Below are 18564 nucleotides of genomic sequence, written 5' to 3' on the forward strand. Positions count from 1 at the left end.
GGGCTCCACAAAATGGGGACATCAAAGAAAAGCAGTGGCACTAATTAAGACTGATGCCCCGAGGAAAAGTTCTGTGGTTGTACAAAAAAATTTCATTTTTGGGGCAACTTCAGTTTTATCCGAGTCCTGGCCATACCATTACGATGATTGTCCCTGCCAGCGTCAGCAGTACGTTAGCTATTGCATAAGTGCCCGCATAACCTAATGCCGGGATGTTGCTGCGCGCAGTGTCGCTGATGATCTCCATTGCCGGAGCACAAGTACGTGCGCCCATCATTGCACCGAATAACAGCGCGCGGTTCATGCGCAGCACATAAGCGCCAAACAGGAAGCAAATAACAACGGGCACCAGGCTGACAATTAACCCGGCAATCAACATCTGACCGCCAATCGCACCCAGGCCGTTATTGATGCCACTACCGGCGCTTAAACCCACACCCGCCATAAATACCATCAAACCGAACTCTTTCACCATGCTTAACGCGCCCTGGGGAATATAGCCGAAGGTCGGGTGGTTCGCTCGCATAAAGCCCAGCATAATACCAGCGAATAACAACCCGGCGGCGTTACCCATGCCGAAGCTGAATGTGCTGAACTGGAAGGTGATCATCCCGATCATCAGACCGATGACAAAGAACGCGCAGAATGCCAGTAGATCGGTAACCTGGCTGTGAATAGAGATAAAGCCGATGCGATCGGCGATGGTTTTCACGCGACGGGCATCGCCGCTCACCTGCAATACATCGCCTTTATTAAGCACCACGTTATCGTCGATCGGCATTTCGATCTGGCTGCGGATGACGCGGTTAAGGAAACAACCGTGATCGGTCAGCTTCAGTTGTGCCAGACGTTTACCGACAGCGTTATGGTTTTTGACGACCACCTCTTCAGTGACGATACGCATGTCGAGAAGGTCTCGATCAAAAACTTCTTTACCGTTACGGAAGCTGGGATCGAGCCGGGCGTGGGCGTCGGGATATCCTACCAACGCTATTTCATCGCCCATCTGTAGCACGGCGTCACCATCCGGATTTGCCAGAATCCCGTTACGACGAATACGTTCAATGTAGCAACCGGTTTGTCGATAAATACCCAGTTCACGCAAGTTTTTGCCATCGGCCCAGGCGACCAGTTCCGGCCCGACGCGGTAGGCGCGAATGACCGGCAGATAGACTTTACGGCTGGCGTCGGTATCCAGACCTCGTTCACGAGCGATTTGTTGGGCGCTGGTCTGTAAGTCCTGATGCTGCAACTTAGGCAAGTAACGCGCACCGACAATCAAACTCACCAGGCCAATCAAATAGGTTAATGCATACCCGAGGCTTAAATTATCCAGTGCCGCAGAGAGCTGCCCGCTTTCTATTCCTGAGTGGCGTAAGGTATCGCCCGCACCAACCAAAACCGGTGTTGATGTCATTGAACCAGCCAACATACCGGCCGTCAGGCCGATGTCCCAGCCAAACAACTTACCCAGCCCTAAGGCGATCAGCAGTGCACTACCGACCATTACCAGGGCTAACATTAGGTAATTTTTCCCATCGCGGAAAAAAATGGAAAAAAAGTTGGGTCCGGCTTCGACCCCGACGCAGAAAATAAACAGCATAAAGCCAAGATTAAGCGCGTCGGTGTTAATACTGAAATGTTGTTGACCTAATAACAGTGATACGACTAAAACGCCAATGGAATTACCCAGTTGGATTGAACCAAGTCGTAATTTTCCGAGACATAGTCCAAGCGCGAGGACCACGAATAATAACAGAATGTAATTCCCATTTAACAATTCGGCGACGTTTATATTCACGGAGACTAACTTCTTGTTTACGAGTAAGCTGTTGAAAGAAATGGTAATTTAAGATAATGTTTTTACCTGAATTCAGAGCGCAGATTCATTCAGCGCACTTAATCAATAGTAAAGTAACAATATATTTTACTAGTGTAATCACATTAGATACCAACGGCTATAAGAATTGTGTTGGCCTATATTAGCATGGAATGCGAAGCGGCTTTATCTTACTGAGCGCCACACCGGCGAAAAATGTGTTCGATAGAGGCAGTGTCAGGAGGAACATGTGAAACATAAACAACATTGGGCGGGGGCAATTTGCTGTTTTGTCCTCTTTATTGTGGTGTGCCTTTTTCTGGCGACACATATGAAGGGAGCTTTTCGGGCTGCCGGGCACCCTGAAATCGGCTTACTGTTTTTCATTCTTCCTGGGGCTGTAGCCAGCTTTTTTTCGCGGCGTAGAGAAGTCCTTAAACCACTGTTTGGCGCAATGCTGGCAGCACCGTGTTCTATGTTAATTATGCGTCTGTTTTTTTCACCATCACGCTCATTCTGGCAGGAGCTGGCGTGGTTGTTGAGTGCCGTCTTCTGGTGTGCGCTGGGCGCATTATGTTTTTTGTTTATCAGTAGCTTGTTCAGGCCGCAACACAGAAAAAATCAATAAAGCCCTCAAACAGAGAGGGCTTATCCGGTAATCAGGCGTCAAGATTCTCTTTCACCCAGGCAGCAAAATCGGTATAGCCACCGATGTGTTGCTGATCGACAAAAATCTGCGGTACGGTTTCTACCGGCTTGCCAGCTTTCTGTTGCAGATCCTCTTTAGTGATCCCTTCAGCACGAATATCCACATACTGATAGTGAAAATCATCGTGTTCATTACTTAACTTTTCTGCCAAATCTTTGGCACGCACGCAGTAAGGGCAACCCGGACGACCGAAAATAACGGTTTGCATTGGCTTTCTCCATTTATCTCTCATGTGTGCATGATCACGCCAAATCTTATTCGCTGAAAGTAGGTTTAACCTGTTGCATTGATTGCTTAAAGCTATAACTGTTAAGCACAACGCGGCGAAAGGTTTTAAACTGGCAGCTCACTTTGCAGAGGGAAGTTTATGCGCGCGATCGGTAAATTGCCTAAAAGCGTGTTGATACTGGAATTTATCGGAATGATGTTACTGGCGGCGGCGTTGCTGTCGATAAGTGACAACTTTTCGCTTCCAGCGCCGTTTTCTACGCCAGAAGCGCAAATTCTGATGATTTTTCTCGGTGTTTTGCTCATGCTTCCCGCTGCGGTGGTGGTTATTCTTCAGGTGGCAAAACGGCTGGCCCCGCAACTGATGAATCATCCACCGGAATCTTCACGTTCAGAAAGAGAAAAAGATAATGACGCCAACCATTGAACTTATTTGTGGTCACCGCTCCATTCGCCATTTCACTGATGAACCTATCTCCGCTGAACAGCGTGAGGCGATTATCAACAGCGCCCGCGCGACCTCCAGTTCCAGCTTTTTGCAGTGCAGCAGCATTATTCGCATTACCGATCCCGCATTGCGTGAAGCCCTGGTGCCGCTGACCGGTGGGCAAAAACACGTTGCGCAAGCGGCGGAGTTCTGGGTGTTTTGCGCCGACTTTAACCGTCATTTGCAGATCTGCCCGGATGCTCAACTCGGCCTGGCTGAACAGTTGTTGCTCGGTGTTGTTGATACAGCGATGATGGCACAAAACGCCTTAACCGCAGCGGAATCGTTGGGGTTGGGCGGTGTATATATTGGCGGCCTGCGCAATAACATTGAAGCGGTGACGGAACTGCTGAAATTACCAAAGCATGTTCTGCCGCTGTTTGGCCTGTGTCTCGGCTGGCCTGCGGATAACCCGGATCTCAAGCCGCGTTTACCGGCCTCCATTTTGGTACATGAAAACAGCTACCAGTCGCTGGATAAAGATGCTCTGGCGCAGTATGACGAGCAACTGGCGGAATATTATCTTACCCGTGGCAGCAATAATCGCCGGGATACCTGGAGCGATCATATTCGGCGGACGATTATCAAAGAAAGCCGTCCTTTTATTCTCGATTATTTGCATAAACAAGGTTGGGCGACGCGCTAAAACCGTTACGGCGATGTATTATACGCGGGCTTTTGACCAGGTCTGACAGAGAGGTGCAGGGTGAAAATTGCCATATTGTCCCGGGATGGAACGCTCTATTCGTGTAAGCGGCTGCGTGAAGCCGCCATACAGCGTGGTCACCTGGTTGAAATTCTCGATCCGCTTTCTTGCTACATGAACATTAATCCTGCGGCGTCTTCCATTCACTATAAAGGCCGCAAACTCCCCCATTTTGACGCGGTGATCCCACGCATTGGCACCGCCATTACCTTTTATGGGACGGCGGCGCTGCGCCAGTTCGAAATGCTGGGCAGTTATCCGCTGAACGAATCGGTCGCGATTGCCCGGGCGCGTGACAAATTGCGTTCAATGCAACTGCTGGCGCGTCAGGGCATTGACCTGCCTGTCACGGGGATTGCGCATTCGCCGGATGATACCAGCGACTTAATCGATATGGTCGGTGGTGCGCCGCTGGTGGTTAAGCTGGTCGAAGGCACGCAGGGAATTGGTGTGGTGCTGGCGGAAACGCGCCAGGCGGCAGAAAGCGTGATTGATGCTTTTCGCGGCCTGAACGCTCATATTCTGGTGCAGGAATATATAAAAGAGGCGCAAGGGTGCGATATCCGCTGTCTGGTCGTCGGTGATGAAGTTGTCGCGGCGATTGAACGGCGGGCGAAAGAGGGCGATTTTCGCTCCAATTTGCACCGTGGCGGCGCGGCAAGCATCGCCAGTATCACGCCGAAAGAGCGTGAAATCGCCATCAAAGCTGCGCGAACGATGGCGCTGGATGTTGCCGGTGTGGATATTCTGCGTGCCAATCGCGGGCCGTTGGTGATGGAAGTGAACGCGTCGCCGGGGCTGGAAGGAATAGAAAAAACCACCGGTATCGACATTGCGGGTAAAATGATCCGCTGGATCGAACGCCACGCCACGGCAGAATATTGCCTGAAAACGGGTGGTTAGTCGCAATTACATTACTGATCATGGTTTTGCCTGCGCTTTTTGCGTAAGCTGTGCCAGTCTTTTTATCGGAAGAGGTTGTACAAAATTATGACATCGCTGGTCGTTCCTGGTCTGGATACGTTGCGTCAATGGCTCGATGACCTGGGGATGAGTTTTTTTGAATGTGATAACTGTCAGGCTTTGCATCTGCCCCATATGCAGAATTTCGACGGTGTCTTTGATGCCAAAATCGACCTGATTGATAACACAATCCTGTTTTCTGCCATGGCGGAAGTCAGGCCTTCAGCTGTGTTGCCGCTGGCGGCGGATTTATCAGCCATCAATGCCAGCTCACTGACCGTGAAAGCATTTCTCGATATGCAGGATGATAATCTGCCAAAGCTGGTGGTTTGCCAGTCTTTATCTGTTATGCAGGGCGTAACCTATGAACAGTTTGCATGGTTTGTACGCCAGAGCGAAGAGCAGATTTCGATGGTTATCCTCGAAGCTAATGCCCATCAGCTGCTGTTGCCGACTGACGATGAAGGGCAAAACAACGTTACCGAAAACTATTTCCTTCACTGATAACTCTCTTCGAGCACGCAGTCGCTGCCGCAGTGACTGCGCGTCGTAATATTTCCTGCTGATTTTAACCTTTCATTAAAGATTAATTCACTTCTATTGTGCCGGGTTTGCTTTATCACATAGAGCAAATACGCATAAAAATTTGTTAAATACCGTTTTTTAATTACAGCTATAGTTTCAAACCCTGGCTAAAGTTATTCTTGCGAGGCTTTTATATAGCGAGCAATGCTGGCCGGGAGAGAGTTCTCTTTTCTTGCACCGCGCCGATAAAAAATATGCACGTTTATTGCATATCTTTCAGTGTGACAACTTTTGTTCGTTTGTTAACGAACTTTCAGAAGGAAAGAGATATGACCGCCTTAAATAAAAAATGGCTATCGGGTCTGATTGCGGGTGCTCTGATGGCCGTCTCTGTCGGCACGCTCGCGGCTGAACAAAAAACACTCCACATCTATAACTGGTCTGATTATATCGCCCCGGATACGGTGGCAAATTTTGAAAAAGAGACCGGTATCAAAGTCGTCTACGATGTTTTTGATTCCAACGAAGTGCTGGAAGGCAAATTAATGGCGGGGAGTACCGGCTTTGATCTCGTTGTGCCGTCAGCCAGCTTTCTTGAACGCCAGTTGACTGCGGGAGTATTCCAGCCACTGGATAAAAGCAAATTGCCGGAGTGGAAGAATCTCGATCCAGAACTGCTGAAGCTGGTCGCCAAACACGATCCCGACAATAAATTTGCTATGCCCTATATGTGGGCGACGACCGGGATTGGCTATAACGTTGATAAAGTCAAAGCGGTACTGGGCGAAAACGCGCCCGTCGATAGCTGGGACTTGATTCTCAAACCTGAAAATCTGGAAAAACTGAAAAGCTGTGGTGTCTCTTTCCTCGATGCGCCGGAAGAGGTTTTTGCCACTGTGTTGAATTATCTTGGTAAAGATCCGAACAGCACCAAAGCGGATGATTACACCGGACCAGCGACTGACCTGCTATTGAAACTGCGCCCGAATATTCGTTATTTCCACTCTTCCCAATACATCAATGATCTGGCGAATGGTGACATCTGCGTGGCGATTGGCTGGGCGGGCGATGTCTGGCAGGCGTCAAACCGCGCGAAGGAAGCGAAGAATGGCGTGAATGTCTCTTTCTCAATTCCGAAAGAAGGGGCGATGGCATTCTTTGATGTATTCGCCATGCCTGCCGATGCCAAAAATAAAGACGAAGCGTATCAGTTCCTGAATTATTTGCTGCGTCCGGATGTGGTGGCACACATCTCTGACCATGTGTTCTATGCCAATGCGAACAAAGCAGCTACGCCGCTGGTGAGCGCGGAAGTGCGTGACAATCCTGGTATTTATCCTCCGGCAGATGTCCGCGCCAAAATGTTCACCCTGCAAGTGCAGGATCCGAAAATTGATCGTGTGCGCACCCGCGCGTGGACCAAAGTGAAGAGCGGAAAATAATCCGCAGCCGTAGATGCCGGACGGGCGCACCACCCCCGCCGGCAATTCGCACCATCATGGTGCGCTTGCACACATTAAATGCCGGAGAGCAGCCGTGAATGACGCTATCCCTCGCCCGCAGGCGAAAAGTCGTAAGTCTCTGACACCACTATTAGAAATCCGTAATTTGACCAAATCTTACGATGGTCAACATGCGGTCGATGATGTCAGTCTGACCATTTATAAAGGCGAAATCTTTGCACTGCTGGGCGCATCCGGCTGTGGCAAGTCCACACTGCTGCGTATGTTGGCAGGTTTCGAACAACCTTCTGCCGGGCAGATTATGCTTGATGGCGTCGATTTGTCACAGGTTCCGCCTTATCTGCGCCCCATCAACATGATGTTCCAGTCCTACGCGCTATTCCCCCATATGACCGTGGAGCAAAACATTGCCTTTGGTCTGAAACAAGACAAGTTACCAAAAGCGGAAATTGCCAGTCGGGTCAACGAGATGCTGGGGCTGGTGCATATGCAGGAGTTTGCCAGACGCAAACCGCATCAGCTTTCCGGTGGTCAACGTCAGCGAGTGGCGCTGGCCCGAAGCCTTGCCAAACGCCCGAAACTATTACTGCTCGATGAACCGATGGGCGCGTTGGATAAAAAACTGCGCGACCGGATGCAGCTTGAAGTGGTGGATATTCTGGAGCGTGTCGGCGTGACCTGTGTGATGGTAACGCACGATCAGGAAGAGGCGATGACCATGGCGGGGCGCATCGCGATTATGAATCGCGGTAAATTTGTTCAGATTGGCGAGCCGGAAGAAATTTATGAGCACCCGACCACGCGATATAGCGCCGAGTTCATTGGATCGGTCAATGTTTTCGAAGGACTGCTAAAGGAACGCCAGGAAGATGGCCTGTTGCTTTATTCGCCTGGGCTGGTGCATCCGTTGAAAGTCGATCCCGATGCGTCAGTGGTGGATAACGTGCCGGTGCATGTGGCGCTGCGTCCGGAAAAAATCATGCTCTGTGACGAACCGCCTGCTGATGGCTGCAATTTTGCAGTGGGAGAGGTGACACATATTGCCTATCTCGGTGATTTGTCTGTTTATCATGTCCGCCTGAAAAGCGGGCAGATGATCAGCGCCCAGTTACAAAACGCCCATCGTTTTCGCAAAGGGTTACCGACCTGGGGCGATGAAGTTCATTTGTGCTGGGAATCAGACAGTTGTGTGGTGCTGACGGTTTAAGGAGCAAAGATGAGTACACTTGAACCTGCTGCCCAGCCGGGTGGATTAAAGCAATGGCTTACACAGTGGCAAATGAAGCACGGGCGCAAACTGGTGATTGCGCTGCCGTATATCTGGTTGATTTTGTTGTTTCTGCTGCCATTTCTGATTGTCTTTAAAATAAGCCTGGCGGAGATGGCGCGCGCTATTCCACCTTATACCGAACTGATGGAGTGGGCTGACGGGCAACTTTCCATCACTCTTAATCTCGGTAATTTTCTGCAACTGACTGACGATCCGCTCTATTTCGATGCTTATCTCCAGTCGTTACAGGTGGCGGCGATTTCGACCGTTTGTTGCTTATTGCTCGGCTATCCGCTGGCGTGGGCAGTGGCGCACAGTAAACCGTCGACCCGCAATATCTTATTGCTGCTGGTGATCCTGCCTTCGTGGACCTCATTTTTGATCCGCGTTTACGCCTGGATGGGGATACTAAAAAACAATGGCGTGCTGAATAATTTTCTGCTGTGGCTGGGGGTTATCGATCAGCCGCTGACCATTCTGCATACCAATCTGGCAGTTTATATCGGCATTGTTTACGCCTACGTACCGTTTATGGTGCTGCCGATCTACACCGCCTTGATTCGTATTGATTATTCGCTGGTGGAAGCCGCGCTGGATCTCGGCGCGCGTCCGCTGAAGACTTTCTTTACGGTGATTGTGCCGCTTACCAAAGGTGGGATTATCGCCGGATCAATGCTGGTTTTCATTCCGGCGGTGGGTGAGTTTGTGATCCCGGAACTGCTCGGCGGCCCTGATAGCATCATGATCGGGCGCGTTCTGTGGCAGGAGTTTTTCAATAACCGCGACTGGCCGGTGGCTTCTGCGGTGGCGATCATTATGTTATTGCTGCTGATTGTGCCAATTATGTGGTTCCACAAATATCAGCAAAAAAGCGTGGGGGAACACGGATGAATAATTTACCGGTCGTTCGTTCGCCCTGGCGAATTGTGATTTTGTTGCTGGGCTTCACCTTTCTCTATGCGCCGATGCTGATGCTGGTCATCTATTCATTTAACAGTTCGAAGCTGGTGACGGTGTGGGCCGGTTGGTCAACGCGCTGGTACGGTGAGTTATTGCGTGATGATGCGATGATGAGCGCGGTCGGCTTAAGTCTGACGATTGCCGCCTGTGCGGCGACGGCGGCGGCGATCCTCGGGACTATTGCGGCGGTCGTGCTGGTACGTTTCGGGCGGTTTCGTGGATCGAATGGCTTTGCTTTTATGATCACCGCGCCGTTAGTCATGCCTGATGTGATCACTGGCCTGTCGCTGTTGTTATTGTTCGTTGCCCTTGCTCATGCCATCGGCTGGCCTGCCGATCGCGGTATGTTAACTATCTGGCTGGCGCACGTGACTTTCTGTACGGCTTATGTGGCAGTTGTTATTTCTTCGCGTCTGCGGGAACTGGATCGCTCCATTGAAGAAGCAGCGATGGATCTCGGCGCGACGCCGCTGAAGGTGTTTTTCGTCATTACACTACCGATGATCATGCCGGCGATCATTTCTGGTTGGTTGCTTGCTTTTACTCTGTCGCTCGACGATCTGGTGATCGCCAGCTTTGTTTCCGGGCCGGGAGCCACCACGTTACCGATGCTGGTCTTCTCCAGCGTGCGGATGGGGGTGAATCCGGAAATCAACGCCCTGGCAACATTGATTCTCGGTGCGGTCGGAATTGTCGGATTTATCGCCTGGTATTTAATGGCGCGCGCAGAAAAGCAGCGGATACGCGATATCCAGCGTGCAAGACGTGGCTGAAGACACTAAAATTTGCCAACCTGGCTACATAATGCCGCGCATGTCGCGGCATTGTTTTCATGGAAGACGAAACGTTGGGATTTTTTAAGAAAACATCTTCATCACATGCTCGCCTGAATGTGCCTGCACTGGTGCAGGTGGCGGCGCTCGCCATTATTATGATCCGTGGCCTCGACGTGCTGATGATTTTCAATACGCTGGGCGTGCGCGGTATCGGCGAGTTCATTCATCGCAGCGTACAAACCTGGAGTTTAACGCTGGTCTTTCTAAGCAGCCTTGCGCTGGTTTTTATTGAAATCTGGTGTGCGTTTTCGCTGGTGAAAGGGCGTCGCCTGGCGCGCTGGCTGTATCTGTTGACGCAAATCACGGCCGCCAGTTACCTGTGGGCAGCTTCGCTCGGTTATGGTTACCCTGAGCTGTTCAGCATTCCTGGTGAATCGAAACGTGAAATCTTCCATAGCCTGATGTTACAAAAGCTGCCGGATATGCTCATCTTATTGCTGTTGTTCGTTCCCGCCACCAGTCGGCGGTTCTTCCAGTTGCAATAATGTGTATAATCCTCGCCCCTGATGATGTGAAGGTCAATGTATGCAGTGCGCACTTTACGACGCGGGTCGCTGTCGCTCCTGTCAGTGGATAACGCAGCCGATTCCAGAGCAACTCTCCGCTAAAACCGCCAATCTTAAAAATCTGTTGGCCGATTTTCCGGTTTCGGAGTGGTGTGCGCCGGTGTCTGGTCCCGAACAAGGGTTTCGCAATAAAGCCAAAATGGTGGTGAGTGGTAGCGTTGAAAAACCACTGCTCGGAATGCTACACCGCGACGGTACGCCAGAAGATCTTTGCGACTGCCCGCTTTACCCTGCCTCATTTGCGCCTGTTTTTGCGGCGCTAAAACCGTTTATCGCCCGTGCGGGGCTGACGCCCTACAACGTGGCGCGCAAGCGTGGCGAACTGAAATATATTCTGCTGACTGAAAGCCAGATAGATGGCGGTATGATGCTGCGCTTTGTACTGCGTTCTGAAACCAAGCTGGTGCAACTGCGTAAGGCGCTGCCGTGGTTACAGGCACAACTGCCACAGCTAAAAGTCATTACCGTCAATATTCAGCCAGTGCATATGGCGATAATGGAAGGGGAGACGGAGATCTACCTGACCGAACAGCAGGCGCTGGCAGAGCGTTTTAATGACGTGCCGCTGTGGATCCGCCCGCAAAGTTTCTTCCAGACAAATCCGGCGGTCGCCAGCCAGCTGTATGCCACCGCGCGTGACTGGGTGCGGCAATTGCCGGTAAATCATATGTGGGATCTGTTCTGCGGCGTTGGCGGTTTTGGTTTGCATTGCGCAACGCCAGAAATGCAGTTAACGGGGATTGAGATTGCGCCAGAAGCGATTGCCTGTGCGAAACAATCTGCTGCTGAACTGGGTCTAGCGCGTCTGCAATTTCAGGCGCTGGACTCCACTCAGTTTGCCACCGCTCAGGGTGAAGTGCCGGAACTGGTGCTGGTTAATCCACCGCGTCGCGGCATTGGTAAACCGCTGTGTGATTATCTTTCGACGATGGCACCGCGTTTTATTATCTACTCAAGCTGTAACGCCCAAACGATGGCGAAAGATATCCGCGAACTGCCAGGATATCGCATTGAGCGGGTACAGCTTTTCGATATGTTCCCCCACACCGCACATTATGAAGTGCTGACGCTGCTGGTGAAGCAATAAAAAAGCCGCATCTGCGGCTTTCTGAATCTTACTGCGGGAACCACTGATCGCTGATTTTCTGATATGTACCGTCTGCTTTAACGGCTGCCAGTGCCTTATTCAGTTTCTCCAGCAGAGCTTTGTTATCCGGGCGTACAGCGATGCCCAGACCGGTGCCGAAGTACTGCGGATCGGTTACTTTCTCAGTCGCAACGCCCAGTTGCGGATTGGTTTTCAGCCACTCATTAACTACCGCTGTATCACCAAATACCCCATCAATACGACCATTTTTCAGGTCGATAAATGCATTCTGATAACTGTCATAAGAGACGGTTTTCACTTCCGGATGCTGATCCTGAATATATTTCTGGTGAGTGGTGCCGTTTTCCATACCAATACGTTTACCTTTCAGGTCGGCAAAAGTCTTATAGGTATCTTTTTTGGCAATCACGACGGCTGAGTTTTCGTAATAGGGGGTGGTAAAGGCTACCTGCTTGCTACGTTCCGGTGTGATGTCCATCCCGGAAATCACTGCGTCATATTTTCTGAATTTCAGTGACGGGATCAGGCTGTCGAAAGCGTGATTAGTAAAAGTACATTCTGCCTGCATTTGTTTGCATAACGCCTTTGCCAGATCGATATCAAAGCCGACGATCTGGTTATTTGCATCCATCGATTCGAATGGCGGATAAGTGGCAGAGACGCCGAAATTGATTTTCTCTGCGGCAGAAGCGCCGAATGCACAGGATGCAAGTAATGCGGCAAGAACTAGCTTTTTCATGATGGAACTCCCGTCTGTCAATCTTATGATTATTAGCCGTGTCTGCGGCATGGATTTACAATGCCATAAAATGAATTTATATGCAATAAATATGATTAAATAGCTCGCATGAGATAAAAAAAGACGGACAACTTAGTGGGTTGTCCGTCTTCATTATAAGGATTTATGCACTATGTACGCCGCATCCGGCACAGGCACCGTGCAGGTGTCTGATGCGACGCTGGCGCGTCTTCTCAGACCTACAAAACCCCCCGGCGAATGTGTACGCAGTCACATTAATTCCGACGTTCAAATGCCAGTGCTTTACGCTCAATCAGACGCATCATCAGCGTCAGCAGGCCGTTGACGACGAGGTAAATAATCCCCGCCGCGCCAAACACCATTACGTCGTAGGTACGTCCGTACAGTAACTGGCTGTAGCCCATCACTTCCATTAGCGTAATGGTGTATGCCAGAGAGGTACTTTTGAACACCAGCACTACTTCGTTGGAATAGGAAGAGAGCGAGCGTTTAAAGGCATACGGCAGGAGGATCGCCAGCGTATCTTTTTTGCTCATTCCCAGCGCGCTACAGGACTGCCATTGACCTTCCGGGATCGCGCGAATCGCCCCGTAAAACAGTTGCGTGGTATACGCCGCACTGTTCAGCGACAACGCAATTAGCGCACACAGCCACGGTTCCGACAGCAAATGCCACAGCGCCGGATACTCCTGCAACGTCGGGAACTGGCCCGGCCCGTAATAAATCAGGAAGATCTGCACCAGCAGCGGCGTACCGGTAAACAGCGTGATATAACCCCGCACCAGCCACACCAGCACCGGCGTTTTCAGCGTCAGGATGATGGTAAAAATCAACGCCAGAATCAGCGCCACAATCAGCGAGGCAACCGTCAGCGTCAGGCTGGTATGCAGCCCTTTCATCAGTTCGGGTAAATACTCAAGCATCAGCCAGGTCTCCGCTCAAAACGTGTCGCGCGCAGGTCAATGCGTTTGAGAATGTACTGGCTCAACAGGGTAATCACCAGGTAAATCGCCGCCGCCACAATGTACCAGGTAAACGGTTCCTGGGTACGGGTGGCGATGCTTTTGGTTTGCAGCATTAAATCATTCACACTAATCAAACTGACCAGCGCGGTATCTTTCAGCAGTACCAGCCACTGGTTGCCGAGACCAGGCAGCGCATGACGCCACATCTGCGGCATCACCAGACGGAAAAAGATAGCCGATTTCGACAGCCCCAGCGCCTGACCCGATTCCCACTGACCCACCGGCACCGCTTTCAGTGCGCCACGCAGAGTTTGCGAAGCATAAGCGGCATACAGCAGTGACAGAGCGATAACACCGCAAAGGAACGGGCTAACGTCGAAGTTCTCAATGTCCATCTGCACCGGGATCTGCACGAATCCAAGATTGATGGTGAAGCCATCCGCAAGCGTCAGCAGTAACTGCGAGGAGCCAAAATAGATAAACAGCACCACCAGAATTTCTGGCAGGCCGCGTAGAATCGTCACCAGCGCCGAACCTGCCCACGCAACAGGGCGCCATTTTGCTGACTCCCATACTGCAAAGAACATCGCCAGCGCCAGTCCGACAATCAATGCACAAACGGCAAGGCCGACGGTCATCCCGGCGGCGCTTGCTAAAGGAAAAAATTCATTCATCAGGAATTACTTCTGGAACCATTTGTTGTAGATGGTTTCGTAAGTGCCATCTTTCTTCACTTTTTCCAGCGCAGTATTAAATTTCTGCTGCAGTTCAGTGTTGCCCTGACGTACTGCGATGCCGAGGCCAGTACCGAAGTAATCTTTATCGGTCACTTTGTCGCCCACAGCCGCCAGTTTTGGATTATCTTTCAGCCATTCGGTTACCACGGCGGTGTCACCGAATACACCGTCGATACGCCCGTTTTGCAGATCCAGTTTTGCGTTCTGGTAGCTGTCATACGGGACAGTGGTGATTTCCGGATGTTTATCCATAATGAATTTCTGGTGTGTCGTCCCGTTCTGCACACCGACTTTTTTACCTTTCAGCTGATCAACGCTGGTGTATTTACCTTGCTGACCCACAAACAGGGCGGAGTTGTCATAGTACGGAGTGGTGAACAGCACCTGTTTTTCACGCTCTGGAGTGATATCCATACCTGCCATAACGGCGTCCACACGGCGGAATTTCAGACTCGGGATCAGGCTGTCAAATGCCTGGTTGGAGAAAGTACAGGTTGCATCAATCTCTTTACACAGTGCCTGTGCGAGGTCGACGTCAAAACCGACGATCTGGTTATTTGCGTCTATAGATTCAAACGGAGGATAGGATGCTTCGGTAGCAAAACGAATGGTTTCGGCAGCTGTGGCGGAAAGACTAAAACCTGCAATTAACGCGGCAATCAGAACTTTTTTCATTGTCGTTATCCCGAATCTTTAGTGAGAGAGATAGTTTTTAAATGCTTCGGTTTGCGGCTCGGTAAAGCAGCGCGCGTCGCCTTGTTCAACGATGTGACCGTTTTCCATATACACCACACGGCTGGCGGTTTTACGCGCCACTTCAACTTCGTGGGTGACGATCACCTGGGTAATATTGGTCTCCGCCAGCTCACGAATGATGCTGACGATCTGTGCCGTAATTTCCGGGTCCAGCGCGGCGGTCGGTTCATCAAACAGCAGTACCTGCGGCTCCATCATCAGCGCACGGGCAATAGCAACACGTTGTTGCTGACCACCAGAAAGGTGCAGCGGGTAACGATCGCTATAAGGTTTGAGACGCAGACGCTCAAGCAGTTTTTCTGCGCGAGCCAGCGCCTGATCTTTACTCAAGCCAAGTACGCGGCATGGCGCTTCGATCAGGTTTTGCTGCACGGTGAGATGCGGCCACAGATTGTATTGCTGAAACACCATGCCGACGTTGCGACGCAGGTCGCGAATCGCTTTGTCAGACGGTGTTTTGGTGAAATCGAAATGGTTGCCTGCAATGTTGAGCGTACCGGAGCGCGGCATCTCAAGCAGATTGAGTACACGCAGCAGCGAGCTTTTCCCCGCGCCGCTGGGGCCAAGTAACACCAGCGTTTCGCCTTGCGGGCAATCCAGCGTGATATCGAACAGCGCCTGGTGTGCGCCGTAGAAGCAATTAATGCCGTTTAATTGAATACTCATTGACACTCGTATACTGGCAGTCTGATAGCTATTGAGGTCGAAGATAGTACCTTTGACAGAATAATTATGCAATATTTCTGCTTTAAAAGTTAAAAGCAAAGCGCATTATTCAATAAACATAGCACAAAATAACGAGGGCGTTGTTCGGCGAGCATAAATGTCGGCATTCCTCACAGAATGCCGGACAATTTATGGGGGTTATAATCTAATCAAGGGATTAACGGTTCTCAATGGACTGGCGTAATGTCCCCGCTTTGGCGTGAACGCTGCCACCTAAATAGCGTACATCGTCGATGACCCAACACTGGCCTTCCTGAATCATCAGCACCTCATCCTGCCAGCTCTGGTCGCCTTGTTTCAGATCCACGCGCAACGGAATATTACGTGCATCGCGATTCGGGATGGTAGAAGCACTGGCGACGCGGGCGCTGTCTGGCAAGGTGGTACGACTGGAGAAGGGATCGCTGCTTAACAATTCACGTTGGTTGTTATTGCGGTTGGCATCGCTGAGCAGTGCCGCCAGTTTGTCACTCAAATACGGGCGCAGAGCGGTAATGTCGTTACTGCGATGCTGAATACGGTAGTCATAGAATTGCTGAGCCACGCTGTCAGGGCCGCCCTGGACGCAAGAACCTGTGCGGGAGCCGTTGTCTTTATAGGCTGGCGTGACGGTGGTGCAAGCACTGAGTAACAGTGCGCAAGGGATAAGCATGGTCAATTTGCTGTAGCGCATAATGATTTCCTTATAAGCGAACACCTTGAAAGCGTTCTACGATAATAATGATATCCTTTCAATAATAGCGTATCAGTCCGATAATGCTTTTGAGATCGAAGGCTTAGCATACAAGGAGATCGATCATGCAATTTTCCACAACCCCAACACTTGAAGGTCAGACCATCGTTGAATATTGCGGTGTGGTGACGGGCGAAGCGATTTTAGGCGCCAATATTTTCCGTGATTTCTTTGCCGGTATCCGCGATATCGTCGGCGGTCGTTCAGGGGCTTACGAAAAGGAACTGCGCAAGGCACGAGAAATTGCGTTTGAAGAATTAGGTTCCCAGGCACGGGCGCTGGGAGCGGATGCAGTGGTCGGCATTGATATCGACTACGATACGGTCGGGCAAAACGGCAGTATGCTGATGGTCAGCGTCAGCGGAACGGCGGTGAAAACGCGTCGATGAGAAGAGTTTTCTGGCTGGTTGCGGCGATCCTGTTACTGGCAGGGTGCGCAGGGGAAAAAGGCATTGTCGAGAAAGAGGGATACCAACTCGACACCCGACGCCAGGCGCAGGCGGCATATCCCCGTATTAAAGTGCTGGTGATCCACTACACGGCGGATGATTTCGACACGTCGCTGGCGACGCTGACCGATAAAAAAGTCAGCTCGCACTACCTCGTGCCAGCCGTGCCGCCGCGTTACAACGGCAAACCGCGTATCTGGCAACTGGTGCCGGAACAAGAACTGGCCTGGCACGCGGGGATCAGCGCCTGGCGCGGGGCGACGCGGATTAACGACACCTCTATTGGCATTGAGCTGGAAAATCGCGGCTGGCAGAAATCAGCGGGGGTGAAATATTTTACGCCGTTTGAACCAGCGCAAATTCAGGCGCTCATTCCTCTGGCGAAAGATATTATCGCCCGCTATCACATCAAACCAGAAAACGTAGTGGCACATGCGGATATTGCCCCACAGCGCAAAGACGATCCGGGTCCACTGTTCCCGTGGCAGCAACTGGCGCAGCAGGGGATTGGTGCCTGGCCCGATGCATCGCGCGTTAGCTTTTATCTGGCCGGGCGCGCGCCATACACGCCGGTAGAAACCGCATCGTTGCTGGAACTTTTGGCACGCTACGGTTATGACGTAAAACCTGAAATGACGCCGCACGAACAGCAGCGAGTGATTATGGCGTTTCAGATGCACTTCCGCCCGACGTTATATAACGGCGAAGCGGATGCAGAAACTCAGGCGATTGCCGAAGCGTTGCTGGAGAAATACGGCCAGGATTAGCGCGGCAGTTTTCCGTGGTCGCGCAGCCAGGCGGCAGTTTGCTCAATACCTTCATTTAGCGTGATGATCGGCTGATAACCTAACTCTTCCTGCGCACGCGTAATATCCAGTGTAAAGTCAAAATTCAACTTGGAGACGCCGTAATGGGTCAGCGGCGGCTCTTTTGCTGACTTGCGTCCTAAACGCTCCATACTACGGGCAATCATATCCAGCATCGGGTAAGGCACCGACCGGATACGGCAATCAATGTTCAGTTCGTCGATCAGTTTCTGCACGATGCTGCGCAGAGTGCGATGTTCGCCGTTGGTAATGTTGTACGTACGACCAGAAGGCAACTTATCGCACGCTTCCTGACTCGCCAGCCACATAGCGTGCACGGCATTTTCATAGTAGGTCATATCGACCAGCGCGCTGCCGCCGTGGGGTAACAGAATGCTGCCGTAGTGGTGCATCATATGTGCCAGACGGGGAATAAAAACTTTATCGTGCGGGCCGAACAGACTTTGTGGGCGCAGAATAGTAAAGCGCGTTTGTGGGTTGGTCTGCGAAAGCATATTGATCACCTCTTCGCTGGCGGCTTTGCTGCGGGCAAATTCGTTGGCGAAGCGGTGAGGGCGAAAATCTTCTTTGATATCGCGATGGTGGTGATAGTCGAAGTACAGGGAGGGTGAAGAGATATGAATAAAATTACGCACGCCCCAGGCGACAGCCCATTCGCCCAGGCGGCGAGTGGCGCGAACGTTTGCCAGATCGAAAGCCTGCTGCGTTCCCCACGGCGAGGTAAAGCTGGAACAGTGCCACAGTGTATCAATGCCTGCGAGCATCACCTTCGCCTGCGATGAGACCAGCTCGGTCAGATCCGCATGGACAAACTCTGCACCTATTTTTTCCAGCAATTTGCCCATCGCTTCGTTGCGACCGGTTGCTCTCACACTGATGCCTTTCCGGCATAAAAACTCAACCGCGTTTCGACCTAAACCGCTGGTGGCGCCGGTAACCAGTACCTTCATATCATTCCACTGTTGTTGATA

22 protein-coding genes are annotated in these 18564 nt (G+C 51.3%); 13 read left to right on the top strand and 9 right to left on the bottom strand.

The genetic code is table 11. From position 1 onward, the window contains the following. Positions 1-115 precede the first annotated feature (115 nt). The gene (locus WC5_RS08070; RefSeq protein WP_001024862.1) at positions 116-1801 is read right to left on the bottom strand and encodes an aspartate:alanine antiporter; all 1686 of its coding nucleotides are present in this window, start codon (positions 1799-1801) and stop codon (positions 116-118) included. A 268-nt stretch (positions 1802-2069) separates the two neighbouring features. Here WC5_RS08070 and WC5_RS08065 point away from each other — a divergent pair, with 268 nt between their 5' ends. Next, positions 2070-2447, top strand: coding sequence for an inner membrane protein YbjM (locus WC5_RS08065; RefSeq protein ID WP_000681103.1), 378 nt, complete (start codon positions 2070-2072; stop codon positions 2445-2447). Positions 2448-2478: 31 nt separating this feature from the next. Here WC5_RS08065 and grxA read toward each other — a convergent pair whose 3' ends face one another. Beyond that, positions 2479-2736, bottom strand: a complete 258-nt coding sequence (gene grxA / locus WC5_RS08060; protein WP_001195223.1) for a glutaredoxin 1 — start codon at positions 2734-2736, stop codon at positions 2479-2481. A gap of 159 nt (positions 2737-2895) precedes the next feature. Between grxA and WC5_RS08055 the strand changes: the two genes are divergently transcribed. The 10 genes from WC5_RS08055 to rlmC all read left to right on the top strand — a co-directional run bounded on the left by WC5_RS08055 (position 2896) and on the right by rlmC (position 11619). After that, positions 2896-3183, top strand: a complete 288-nt coding sequence (locus tag WC5_RS08055) for a YbjC family protein (protein WP_001201566.1) — start codon at positions 2896-2898, stop codon at positions 3181-3183. Continuing rightward, the gene (gene nfsA, locus WC5_RS08050) at positions 3167-3889 is read left to right on the top strand and encodes a nitroreductase NfsA (RefSeq protein WP_000189119.1); all 723 of its coding nucleotides are present in this window, start codon (positions 3167-3169) and stop codon (positions 3887-3889) included. The genes WC5_RS08055 and nfsA overlap by 17 nt, the downstream gene beginning before the upstream one ends. Before the next feature lie 60 nt (positions 3890-3949). Next, on the top strand, positions 3950-4852 hold the full coding sequence (gene rimK, locus WC5_RS08045; RefSeq protein ID WP_000684316.1) for a 30S ribosomal protein S6--L-glutamate ligase: 903 nt from the start codon (positions 3950-3952) through the stop codon (positions 4850-4852). A gap of 87 nt (positions 4853-4939) precedes the next feature. Beyond that, the gene (locus WC5_RS08040; RefSeq protein ID WP_000203025.1) at positions 4940-5416 is read left to right on the top strand and encodes a type III secretion system chaperone family protein; all 477 of its coding nucleotides are present in this window, start codon (positions 4940-4942) and stop codon (positions 5414-5416) included. A gap of 350 nt (positions 5417-5766) precedes the next feature. After that, on the top strand, positions 5767-6879 hold the full coding sequence (gene potF, locus WC5_RS08035; protein WP_000126057.1) for a spermidine/putrescine ABC transporter substrate-binding protein PotF: 1113 nt from the start codon (positions 5767-5769) through the stop codon (positions 6877-6879). Positions 6880-6973: 94 nt separating this feature from the next. Beyond that, complete coding sequence (potG, locus tag WC5_RS08030) at positions 6974-8107, top strand: putrescine ABC transporter ATP-binding subunit PotG (RefSeq protein ID WP_000995983.1); 1134 nt, start codon at positions 6974-6976, stop codon at positions 8105-8107. Between the two features lie 9 nt (positions 8108-8116). Beyond that, positions 8117-9061 (top strand): putrescine ABC transporter permease PotH, encoded by a 945-nt coding sequence (gene potH / locus WC5_RS08025; protein WP_016158999.1) that lies wholly within the window; start codon positions 8117-8119, stop codon positions 9059-9061. Beyond that, positions 9058-9903: a putrescine ABC transporter permease PotI gene (gene potI, locus WC5_RS08020; RefSeq protein ID WP_001061658.1), complete on the top strand. Its 846-nt coding sequence runs from the start codon at positions 9058-9060 to the stop codon at positions 9901-9903. Before potH ends, potI begins: the two co-directional genes overlap by 4 nt. Positions 9904-9962: 59 nt before the next feature. Continuing rightward, a complete protein-coding gene (locus WC5_RS08015; protein ID WP_000389254.1) occupies positions 9963-10451 on the top strand; it encodes a YbjO family protein in 489 nt (162 codons plus the stop codon). A 40-nt stretch (positions 10452-10491) separates the two neighbouring features. Continuing rightward, positions 10492-11619 carry a 23S rRNA (uracil(747)-C(5))-methyltransferase RlmC gene (gene rlmC / locus WC5_RS08010; RefSeq protein WP_001149758.1) on the top strand — a complete coding sequence of 376 codons (1128 nt, stop codon included), beginning with the start codon at positions 10492-10494 and terminating at the stop codon, positions 11617-11619. Positions 11620-11647: 28 nt separating this feature from the next. On the opposite strand, the gene artJ is transcribed toward rlmC, so the two are convergent. The 6 genes from artJ to WC5_RS07980 form a co-directional block, all read right to left on the bottom strand. Then, positions 11648-12379, bottom strand: a complete 732-nt coding sequence (gene artJ, locus WC5_RS08005) for an arginine ABC transporter substrate-binding protein ArtJ (RefSeq protein ID WP_010349646.1) — start codon at positions 12377-12379, stop codon at positions 11648-11650. Positions 12380-12654: 275 nt separating this feature from the next. Beyond that, entirely contained in the window at positions 12655-13323 is a 669-nt protein-coding gene (gene artM, locus WC5_RS08000) for an arginine ABC transporter permease ArtM (protein WP_000895401.1), read from the bottom strand. Continuing rightward, positions 13323-14039, bottom strand: coding sequence for an arginine ABC transporter permease ArtQ (gene artQ, locus WC5_RS07995; protein WP_001001680.1), 717 nt, complete (start codon positions 14037-14039; stop codon positions 13323-13325). The genes artM and artQ overlap by 1 nt, the downstream gene beginning before the upstream one ends. Before the next feature lie 6 nt (positions 14040-14045). Further along, positions 14046-14777 carry an arginine ABC transporter substrate-binding protein ArtI gene (gene artI / locus WC5_RS07990; protein WP_000756564.1) on the bottom strand — a complete coding sequence of 244 codons (732 nt, stop codon included), beginning with the start codon at positions 14775-14777 and terminating at the stop codon, positions 14046-14048. A gap of 18 nt (positions 14778-14795) precedes the next feature. Then, entirely contained in the window at positions 14796-15524 is a 729-nt protein-coding gene (gene artP / locus WC5_RS07985) for an arginine ABC transporter ATP-binding protein ArtP (RefSeq protein WP_000027204.1), read from the bottom strand. A gap of 217 nt (positions 15525-15741) precedes the next feature. Then, positions 15742-16257, bottom strand: coding sequence for a lipoprotein (locus tag WC5_RS07980; RefSeq protein ID WP_010349649.1), 516 nt, complete (start codon positions 16255-16257; stop codon positions 15742-15744). 125 nt (positions 16258-16382) lie between these two features. Here WC5_RS07980 and WC5_RS07975 point away from each other — a divergent pair, with 125 nt between their 5' ends. Further along, on the top strand, positions 16383-16706 hold the full coding sequence (locus WC5_RS07975) for a heavy metal-binding domain-containing protein (protein WP_001160735.1): 324 nt from the start codon (positions 16383-16385) through the stop codon (positions 16704-16706). Beyond that, positions 16703-17533 (top strand): N-acetylmuramoyl-L-alanine amidase AmiD, encoded by an 831-nt coding sequence (gene amiD / locus WC5_RS07970; RefSeq protein ID WP_001255190.1) that lies wholly within the window; start codon positions 16703-16705, stop codon positions 17531-17533. Before WC5_RS07975 ends, amiD begins: the two co-directional genes overlap by 4 nt. Here the strand turns inward: amiD and WC5_RS07965 are convergent. Further along, a complete protein-coding gene (locus WC5_RS07965; protein WP_024191085.1) occupies positions 17530-18543 on the bottom strand; it encodes a 3-beta-hydroxysteroid dehydrogenase in 1014 nt (337 codons plus the stop codon). The two genes, amiD and WC5_RS07965, sit on opposite strands and share 4 nt — an antisense overlap. Between the last annotated feature and the right edge of the window lie 21 nt (positions 18544-18564).

It is taken from the genome of Escherichia sp. KTE114 (assembly GCF_000407765.1).
Classification (GTDB): Bacteria; Pseudomonadota; Gammaproteobacteria; order Enterobacterales; family Enterobacteriaceae; genus Escherichia; species Escherichia ruysiae.

Excerpts from the sequence above, each read along its gene's own strand:
- grxA (WP_001195223.1), bottom strand. The coding sequence starts at position 2,736 with ATGCAAACCGTTATTTTCGGTCGTCCGGGTTGCCCTTACTGCGTGCGT.
- WC5_RS08055 (WP_001201566.1), top strand. The coding sequence starts at position 2,896 with ATGCGCGCGATCGGTAAATTGCCTAAAAGCGTGTTGATACTGGAATTT.
- nfsA (WP_000189119.1), top strand. The coding sequence starts at position 3,167 with ATGACGCCAACCATTGAACTTATTTGTGGTCACCGCTCCATTCGCCAT.
- WC5_RS08040 (WP_000203025.1), top strand. The coding sequence starts at position 4,940 with ATGACATCGCTGGTCGTTCCTGGTCTGGATACGTTGCGTCAATGGCTC.
- potF (WP_000126057.1), top strand. The coding sequence starts at position 5,767 with ATGACCGCCTTAAATAAAAAATGGCTATCGGGTCTGATTGCGGGTGCT.
- potH (WP_016158999.1), top strand. The coding sequence starts at position 8,117 with ATGAGTACACTTGAACCTGCTGCCCAGCCGGGTGGATTAAAGCAATGG.
- potI (WP_001061658.1), top strand. The coding sequence starts at position 9,058 with ATGAATAATTTACCGGTCGTTCGTTCGCCCTGGCGAATTGTGATTTTG.
- WC5_RS08015 (WP_000389254.1), top strand. The coding sequence starts at position 9,963 with ATGGAAGACGAAACGTTGGGATTTTTTAAGAAAACATCTTCATCACAT.
- rlmC (WP_001149758.1), top strand. The coding sequence starts at position 10,492 with ATGCAGTGCGCACTTTACGACGCGGGTCGCTGTCGCTCCTGTCAGTGG.
- artJ (WP_010349646.1), bottom strand. The coding sequence starts at position 12,379 with ATGAAAAAGCTAGTTCTTGCCGCATTACTTGCATCCTGTGCATTCGGC.
- artM (WP_000895401.1), bottom strand. The coding sequence starts at position 13,323 with ATGCTTGAGTATTTACCCGAACTGATGAAAGGGCTGCATACCAGCCTG.
- artQ (WP_001001680.1), bottom strand. The coding sequence starts at position 14,039 with ATGAATGAATTTTTTCCTTTAGCAAGCGCCGCCGGGATGACCGTCGGC.
- artI (WP_000756564.1), bottom strand. The coding sequence starts at position 14,777 with ATGAAAAAAGTTCTGATTGCCGCGTTAATTGCAGGTTTTAGTCTTTCC.
- artP (WP_000027204.1), bottom strand. The coding sequence starts at position 15,524 with ATGAGTATTCAATTAAACGGCATTAATTGCTTCTACGGCGCACACCAG.
- WC5_RS07980 (WP_010349649.1), bottom strand. The coding sequence starts at position 16,257 with ATGCGCTACAGCAAATTGACCATGCTTATCCCTTGCGCACTGTTACTC.
- WC5_RS07975 (WP_001160735.1), top strand. The coding sequence starts at position 16,383 with ATGCAATTTTCCACAACCCCAACACTTGAAGGTCAGACCATCGTTGAA.
- amiD (WP_001255190.1), top strand. The coding sequence starts at position 16,703 with ATGAGAAGAGTTTTCTGGCTGGTTGCGGCGATCCTGTTACTGGCAGGG.
- WC5_RS07965 (WP_024191085.1), bottom strand. The coding sequence starts at position 18,543 with ATGAAGGTACTGGTTACCGGCGCCACCAGCGGTTTAGGTCGAAACGCG.